This window comes from Brevibacterium sp. S22, assembly GCF_004745485.1.
Taxonomy (GTDB): Bacteria; Actinomycetota; Actinomycetes; order Actinomycetales; family Brevibacteriaceae; genus Brevibacterium.
In genome coordinates this window covers 1-8,273 of sequence record NZ_RHFG01000051.1, presented here as the reverse complement: position 1 = coordinate 8,273, position 8,273 = coordinate 1, and the positions used below count along the sequence as shown (strand labels likewise).

General features: G+C 56.4%; 7 protein-coding genes and 1 pseudogene. 5 read left to right on the top strand and 3 right to left on the bottom strand.

Annotated features, from left to right (window positions below; all coding sequences use genetic code 11):
• Positions 1–150: 150 nt before the first annotated feature.
• Both EB835_RS20045 and EB835_RS20040 read right to left on the bottom strand, forming a co-directional pair.
• Entirely contained in the window at positions 151–792 is a 642-nt protein-coding gene (locus EB835_RS20045; protein ID WP_135811178.1) for a hypothetical protein, read from the bottom strand.
• 133 nt (positions 793–925) lie between these two features.
• The gene (locus tag EB835_RS20040) at positions 926–1,294 is read right to left on the bottom strand and encodes a nuclear transport factor 2 family protein (protein ID WP_101575075.1); all 369 of its coding nucleotides are present in this window, start codon (positions 1,292–1,294) and stop codon (positions 926–928) included.
• Between the two features lie 726 nt (positions 1,295–2,020).
• On the opposite strand from EB835_RS20040, the gene EB835_RS20035 reads away from it, so the two are divergent.
• The 5 genes from EB835_RS20035 to EB835_RS20015 all read left to right on the top strand — a co-directional run bounded on the left by EB835_RS20035 (position 2,021) and on the right by EB835_RS20015 (position 8,195).
• Positions 2,021–3,412, top strand: coding sequence for a Shedu immune nuclease family protein (locus EB835_RS20035; RefSeq protein ID WP_135811177.1), 1,392 nt, complete (start codon positions 2,021–2,023; stop codon positions 3,410–3,412).
• Between the two features lie 5 nt (positions 3,413–3,417).
• A complete protein-coding gene (locus EB835_RS20030; RefSeq protein ID WP_135811176.1) occupies positions 3,418–4,371 on the top strand; it encodes a DUF3644 domain-containing protein in 954 nt (317 codons plus the stop codon).
• 85 nt (positions 4,372–4,456) lie between these two features.
• A complete protein-coding gene (locus EB835_RS20025; protein WP_168216814.1) occupies positions 4,457–6,043 on the top strand; it encodes an IS1634 family transposase in 1,587 nt (528 codons plus the stop codon).
• Positions 6,044–6,079: 36 nt separating this feature from the next.
• Positions 6,080–6,334, top strand: coding sequence for a hypothetical protein (locus EB835_RS20020; protein WP_205749995.1), 255 nt, complete (start codon positions 6,080–6,082; stop codon positions 6,332–6,334).
• Positions 6,335–6,548: 214 nt separating this feature from the next.
• A complete protein-coding gene (locus tag EB835_RS20015) occupies positions 6,549–8,195 on the top strand; it encodes a helicase C-terminal domain-containing protein (protein WP_168216813.1) in 1,647 nt (548 codons plus the stop codon).
• Here EB835_RS20015 and EB835_RS20010 read toward each other — a convergent pair.
• Positions 8,164–8,273: pseudogene (locus EB835_RS20010) on the bottom strand (IS5/IS1182 family transposase); the annotation flags it as partial. The gene EB835_RS20015 and the pseudogene EB835_RS20010 overlap by 32 nt on opposite strands.

Below are 8,273 nucleotides of genomic sequence, written 5' to 3'. Positions count from 1 at the left end.
GTTTGAGGGCAGAAGTGGTTCGATCTTCTCCCACTGCTCATCAGTGAAGACTCGGTGTCGTTGCTGTGTAGTCACGTCTCCACCGTGCCAGTCCTGGAATGGTCAATAAAGGAGACACGCCCTAGTTTGTGAAGCAGTTACCGCCGCAGCTTAGCCCTGGAGATCTCCTTTGCTGATTCTTTGATGTGCAGCTTGGATCTGCGTGCGATCGAGGTCATTGATGAAGGTCGAAGCGTATTCGCCCAGTTCGGTCGTGGAGACACGGTGCCCGAGGTCTTTGCGCGCAGCTATCATCGTCTTCTCCATTGAAGCCACCATGAGATTGAGCGCGTCAGGGCCAAGTTTTCCTTCTCCTGCTGTGTTGAGCGCACTCGTCTGGCGAAATACATTCCACGCTTGCACGAACTCTTTGCTCCCATAGAGGATCATTCGTGGTGTCAGCGACCGCATCTGGGATGCCCAGTCATCAGCTACGTCACCCTCGTTGCCGTTTGCAGAGCTATTCAGTATCTGCATGAACAGTGCGACTACGGATTCGTAGAATTCTGTTCGTTTTTCTCGAATGGCTTGTTCACGGGAACGCTTCTTTTCCATCCCCCATTGAGTGATGAATGTGATCACTGGAACCGCGATGACGCCGACTAGCGCGATGGTTGCTCCAAGTGTGTCTCCATCCATCGACTGCAGAGCGGAGAAAACAAGCCGGCCGAGAGTCCATGTCAGTACTATCGCAACCGCGAGGACGAGAAGGGTCACCAGTATTGCGCCGATCATTTTTACGGTTTGTTTCACGTACGTTCCCTTCGCGATGATATGGAGCTGCTGACAGTCGGTCACAATTTTGAACCTCACCGAACATACATCGTAGGAGAGTGACCAAAGGTGGTGGTCGGCGGTCCGATAAAGATCGTTTACGGTGGGCCGCCTACTTCCACTCACCTTCCCAGGTGTACAAATCATCGGTGACGGCGTACTCGCGGAGCTCAGCGATCTTCCCGTCGCGTTCGGTCGCGATCGACGCCCCCAGGAACGCCTTGTCCTCACCACCCCGGCGATACTCAAACCGCCATTCGGCCACGAGCAGGTGTCCCGCTTGGAACTCGTGAGTGACCGTCCAGTCGAGGACGCGCGACCCTCCCTCGTTCCACTTTTCGCACCATTCCCGCACCCGTTCGCGGCCGTAGTACACCGGCCCAAAGCTCTCAGCGATCACAACGTCGTTGGTGACGGTCGCAACGATGCGCTCTGTGTCATTAGTTCTCCATGCCGCGATGTAGTCCGTGAGGGCGCTCATCTGACTATTAAACAACGGAACCTCCCCGCGACTTGCCGAAGACGAACGTATTGGCACTGGCCGCAGATTTTGCCTGCCCTCACTGCTTCGCTGCGTCGGAAATGCGGTGCATCACTGCGGGAGGTGAGAACATCGGAAACCCTTACTCGTGTGCATGTTCAGCGGTACCTACTGGGGCATTGAGGTTGGCAGCGATCGCGAGCGGAGCATGCGGCCGGACACCGGAGAGTCTTCAGGGCCATACGCATGGTGGAGCCAAGTGGGTTTTTGCTTAGACCCTGACCGTCAAGTGGGAATGCGGTCACCAAGCAGTTGACGAAAGCCGATACCGGTTGAAAGCTCACTCTGCCGCCGTAGGGTCTTGAGTGCGTCAGGTCACATAATCGAGTCTTGAAAGGACGTGATCGACATGACGCTCCGGAGGAAGGCGATCACCGCAACCACTACTGCCGCCCTTACCGTTGGGCTCTGTCTCGGAGGAGCTGGTATAGCCAACGCAGAGCCGAAGGTCGACGGCCTCCCGCGAGATGTCTCGTATCCCTAGGGTTACGAGACAATTGATTCTCGGACTGATGCAGTGACAGCCACACGTCTCCACGCCATATTCAGTTGAGTTCTTCCGTGTAGATCGGAGCTTCCCCGACTAGGATCAGATCAACCCGCGGCTGAGGGGCTGCGGGCCCAGTTCGACCCCACCTCCTGCTTCGGGAAGGAATGAGTCCAACGATGGCTCGATTCGGAAACGATCAAAAGGACATTGGTAGTCTTGACTTCCGCACGGTAGATAAGAGTAGTCGAGTCGAAGCCTTCTTCATTCCGACCGAACCACCACCCAAAAAGTCGTCAGCGCAGCAGCGCTTAGCGGAAGGTGTGAAGCTCATCGAGCTCGACGCCGAGGCCGGCATTCTGAAGATGCATCCCATCAACACGCTCTCGACTCACAGCGAGTACCTCAGGCCAAAGTACGAGCAAGTGCATACAATCACCTTTGAAACTTCCTTGTTGCGGCAATACCTCGGGGTGCCCGACGTAGAGGCAGTTCTTGAGACGCTACCACCCGGATTCGTGAAGGACTTCGCATACGGCCTGGGGTTACTCAAGGACTGCAATCGACTCATTAGGTTGATCGAGAAGAACACTACGTGCGATGAGATTATCTTCACTAACGGCGACAGCTCCACCGTCGACGGCACAAAGTTCCGACTCGGTCTTACAAGATTCTCAGCAATCTGGGCAGAGATCACGAGAATCAACGACCGAGGCAACCGTGCCGCAGGCCGGGTGAAAGACGTTTTCGTCCACAACAATCTCGCCGCTACGCTAGGTCTCTCCATCACAGAATTCTCGCTCGGACGACACCCGGACTCTCGTGTAATCGCGATGGCAGCCGACGGTGTCGAGGGACTGAGCAATATCGAGCGCGACGCTTTGGTCAAGGCGATTGCATCTGAGTCGGCAGTAATCGCAGAAAGCACGCCCCAGAAGTTCCAACAGCTCAAGCGCGACATTGAGCTTGTCAATCTTGATCGTCTCATTGAGGTGTATTCCGACTCCTTGGATCAGGGCAAGACGGAACCCTACTGGCAGACATTCTTCGACGACAACGCGTTCGCATTACAGCAGGTCTTCGGCGCTCCGATGGTTAGTGTTCACTCCGAAGTACAGGTAGGCGGCCGGGACCTGTCAGGGAGTGGTGACAAGATTGCTGACTATTTGTTCAAGAACTCGCTGACGAACAACGTCGCTCTTGTGGAGATTAAGCGGCCAGCCACGCGGCTAATCGAAACCCATGAGTACCGGCGAGGTGTGTTTGGCCCATCGAAGGAGCTCAACCGCGCAGTTACTCAGGTGCTTGACCAAGCCTACAACTTGACGAAGAACCTCACGGGTCTGAAAGAAAGTTCGCGTCAATGGGACTTGGAATCCTATGCGGTCTCTTGCTTCGTCGTTGCCGGACGCACCCCCTCGGCAAGTGATCCCGAACGACAGAAGTGTTTCGAGCTATACCGCGCCAACTCTCGCAACGTAACTATCGTGACCTACGACGAGATCCTGGAACGCCTCCGACTCTTGCGCAGCTTCCTCGCACCGATAACGCCGTCGAACGAGGAGATCTGACCGAGATGGCACGTCCACCCGCATGGAGACACACTCTGGATGAGGCCCGGCGACAGGCTCTCGTCGCGATCGACTTCTACAACCGCCCCGGTGATCGGCGAAGTTTCAGCGACTTTATCGTCCACATTCACCTCGCATGGCAGAACCTACTTCACGCTGACCGCATGCGCCGCAAGGTCGAGATCTTCTATCGCGAGTCGGGTGGTCGACGCCTCTTCAAACGTAACCCGGATGGCTCGAAGAAGACCTGGGATTTGAGCCAGTGCCTGAAGCACGAGTTTCAGGACAGCGACCCGATAAAAGTGAACGTTGCGTTCTTTGTCGGTCTGCGGAACCACGTCGAGCACCGCTTCCAGGATGCTGTGTTGGTTGCGACCGCGGCCGAAGCGCACGCATGCATCATCAATTTTGAGGCGGAGCTGGTGAGGAGGTTCGGGGCCCGCGAAACGCTGGGCTCCGAACTGAAGTTTCCCGTGTTCGTACAGTCCCTCAGCCCGTCGAGATACGAGGAGCAAAGCAACCTTCGACGTGGTCTGCCCACTACCGTCTCGAATTTCATCACCGAGTTCCAAGTAGGTCTGCCAGAGGCCGTCCGACGCGATGAGCGATTCGCTTACCGACTCCTGTTACTTCCGATGAAGGGGCCCAAGACGGAGGCGGACCTTGCGCTCAACTTCGTTCGCCAGGATGACCTTAGCGAAGAAGAGCTCCAGGCACTTCTCGGGAAAGACGGAAGTGTGATTTTGGCGGAAAAGTACCGCGACGCGATCCACGGTGACGAAATGCTCCCCAAAGCGGCCGCGGCAAACGTGCAGGAACGTATCGCATTCAAGTTCAGCGTCCATGACTTCACTGTGGTTCGAAAAGCCTGGCAGATTGGCCCAGCGAAGAGTGGAGACAAGGAACAGTTGCCGAAGTCGGATGGCTTCTGCCTCCTGACTTCCACAACTGAGTGGTGATTTGGCGGATCGGACCGCGTTTGTACTGGTCACAGGATCGAAGGTCGTGTTGATGGGACACTAATCGGGTGTCTACGATAGGTTCATGTCGCCTCGCCTGCGCAAAGTCACCACCGGATCCGGGGCCACGGCTGTCCAGATCGTGCGTAAGCACCGCGGGAAAGTCACCGTTCTCGAGCACCTCGGATCCGCCCACACCCCAGAAGAGCTGACCGCTCTCCTTGCCGCCGGCGATGAGAAGCTCGCTGCCCACGGGGCGGCCGAGCAACTCGAACTTGAACTGGGCCTACCCACCGACGAAGGCGCGCCACCGCGAGCCAGAACGGTCGTGGGTTCACGCTCTGCCATCCTCATCGACGCGATCACCGAGTCCTGGAAACGGTTAGGCTTCAGCGAAGTCGTCAATGATCAGGCGTTCTTCCAACTCGTGCTGGCTCGTCTGGTTGAACCGACATCGAAGGCCGATAGCCTCCGTGTCCTGGCCGAACTCGGTATTGACCCGCCACACCACAACACATTCCTCAACTGCCTGACCCGCGCAAGAGACCGTGACTACCGGGCAAAGATCGCGGGCAAGTGCTTCGATCACTGCGTGGCCACCTCTGGAATCAGCCTCCTGCTCTATGACGTCACGACCTTGTATTTCGAAGCAGAGAAGGAAGACAATCTCAGACAGGTCGGATACTCGAAAGAACGCCGAGTCGACCCACAGATCGTTGTCGGCCTCCTCGTCGACCGGACCGGGTTCCCCCTCGAGATCGGCTGCTACGAGGGCTCGAAAGCAGAGACTCACACGATTATCCCCGTGATCAAAGCCTTCCAAGACCGCCACAATGTCACTGACATGGTTGTTGCAGCTGACGCAGGCATGCTCTCAGCAAAGAATCTAGCCGAGTTGGACAAAGCCGGGCTGCGTTTCATCGTCGGGTCGAGACAGACGAAAGCACCACATGATCTGGCCACGCATTTCAGGTGGAACGGCGAATACGCCGACGACGGGCAGATCATCGACACGATCACCCCGAAAGGCGTCAAACGCCTCGACCCGGACAGGGTGAAGAAGAGGCATGAGCCCGTCTGGTCAGCAAAGGAGTATCCGGATGCGTGGCGAGTCGTATGGCAATATCGACGCAAACGAGCGATGCGTGATGAGCAGACCTTGAATCTGCAGCGCAACCGCGCATTAAGCATCATCGAGGGACAGAAGCCGGCGAAAAAGGCCCGGTTCGTCAAGGTCACCGATGAAGACAAGGAGTTCGACGAAGCCTCCTACAGGCGAGCAATGAAGCTTTCGGGCTATAAGGGCTACGTCACGAATATCCCCGCCAGCATCATGTCCGCTACCGAAGTGGTCGGCAGTTATCACGACTTATGGCATGTCGAGGCGTCTTTCCGGATGTCGAAGACGGACCTACGGGCCCGGCCGATCTTCCACCGGACCAGAGATGCGATCGAAGCGCACTTGACGGTGGTGTTCACGGCATTGGCAATCGCACGGTTCATGCAGGAAGAGACTGGTGTGTCGTTGAAGAAGATCATCACGACGTTGCGTCCTCTGCGGGAGTTCACGGGTCGTGTGGGTGGGCAGGACATCACGTTCGATCCCGAAGTTACTGGGCCGACGAGGGAAATCGCGGCCGGGCTACTGCCTAATCGTTTTCCGGGGCACTAAAATTGTGGAACTCAGGCCAAAGCGGCCGCGGCAAACGTGCAGGAACGTATCGCATTCAAGTTCAGCGTCCATGACTTCACTGTGGTTCGAAAAGCCTGGCAGATTGGCCCAGCGAAGAGTGGAGACAAGGAACAGTTGCCGAAGTCGGATGGCTTCTGCCTCTACTCGCCTGCCTTCAAGCAGTTCGTCTATCGACCGAAACTCGTGGAGCGGATGGCCGAAGCCTTAGATACCGCAGAGAAGTACCAGGCGTTGTTGCGCTGTCCGCCTATCGCGAAAAAGCCGACCTAGGTGTAAAAAGGTTAACTCGGTGGGCGGAGGCTGGGGGTCCTTCTATGTTTGTCAAGCGGGGCTAACAGGTGTCGCGATGGCAGTGTCTCACAACTTAGGTGTCTCAAAACCCATGGGTTTTGAGACGCTCAGGTTACGAGACAGTCCACGTTCGCCTTGAGAGGTAAGCTCACTTTGATGCGCGTTAGAGCGCTGACTATTGGATGGAGACGATGTGGACTTCGACAAGCTACTGCGGGATGCAGACGACTCGCCACCAACGAACCCACGGGAGCTCTATGAGCAGCTCCCCTTTAAGGCTAAGGACTACGGCTACATCCGGGATGCTCAAACGCAGATTCTCTCCAAGTGGGACGACAGGCGGGAGCAACGAGACATCGTCATCAAAGTCAACACAGGCGGCGGGAAAACCATAGACGGGCTCGTCATTCTTCAGAGCTATCTCAACGAGGGAATTCAACCAGCCCTATACGTCGCTCCCAATAAGTTTCTAGTTGAGCAAGTAGTAAAGGAGGCTGGCAACCTAGGCATCCCAGTTGTCACCGATCCCGAAGCCCCCGCTTACTTCGCCGGAGAAGCGATAGCGGTAGTCAACGGCGCGAAGCTGTTCAATGGGCACACCGTGTTTTCCGACAATCGGCCAAGTGCGCCGCGCGTGCCGATCGGAGCTGTCGTGGTTGACGACGCGCACGCGGTTCTGGCGATTCTCAAAGATCAGCTATCGGTCACGATTGAGAGATCCAACCCCACTTTCACCGAACTCCTTGACCTGTTCGAGGAGGACTTGAAAATTCAGGCTCCGGACGTCCTTCTGGACATTCGAGAAGAAACGGGAGGTGGTTTCGCTCGGGTTCCGTTCTGGGCTCTATCCAATAAGCTTGACCAGATGCGGACGATTTTTCGTCAGTACAAGCCTGATAATGAATTCGACTACGGCGCCGACGCGATCCGCGACTCCTTAGCCCTATGTCGCATCGTGTTCACCCCTCTGGCGTTGACAATAGTTCCCCCCGTTCCGCCCGTAGGCCGAGTACACAGTTTCGCCGACGCTCAACGCCGAGTCTTCCTGACCGCCACCCTCGCCAATGACAGCGCCCTCATCACAGACTTCGACGCCGATCCAGCGTTGGTGAGTGAGCCAATTCAACCGCTCACTGCGGGTGACATAGGTGAGCGCATGATCCTGGCTCCTCAGGAGATTAACTCCACCATCACGGAGGACAACGTTCGGGCCGAGATTGCGAAGCTCAGCGAAAAACACAACACCTTGGTAATCGTTCCCAGCGAAAGAGCGATCGCGAAGTGGAGTGCGTACAGCCCAACTGTTGCAACCAAGGACAATCTGACTAAGGTTGTCGCCACAATGCGATCGAAGAATCATGTTGGACTTGTGATCGCCGCGAATAGGTACGACGGAATTGACCTGCCCGACGATGCGTGTCGGATCTTGGTGATCGACGGGTTGCCTCAAGCTTTTAGCGGAGATGAGCGCTTGGAATCCCTGATGCAGCGGACTGTTGGTGGAGTGGACGATCGCCAGGTCCAGAGGCTTGAACAAGGTATGGGGAGAGCGGTCCGAAGTAATGAGGATCACTGTCTCGTATTCCTTATCGGGCGTCGACTCGCGCAACTAACAGTTGACCCTCGAACGCTGGAGAGGTTCAGCCCCGCGACCCAAGCGCAGCTCAAGGCATCAAGGGTGATGGCCAAAGATCTAGATAATCAGCCGCTGAGCAAGATCATGGAAACTGCATGGCAGTCCCTAACCCGTGACTCGTCTTGGGTGAAATACGCGAAGAGCCAACTCCGCTCACTAGGGCATGTCTCCTTTATTGGCGGAGCCATGTCAGGATCGCGCTGATCACGACGGCCGCTCGATAGGTGATGGCGAGCTTGTCGTATCTCGTCGCTAACCCCCGCCATTGCTTGACGTAGGCAA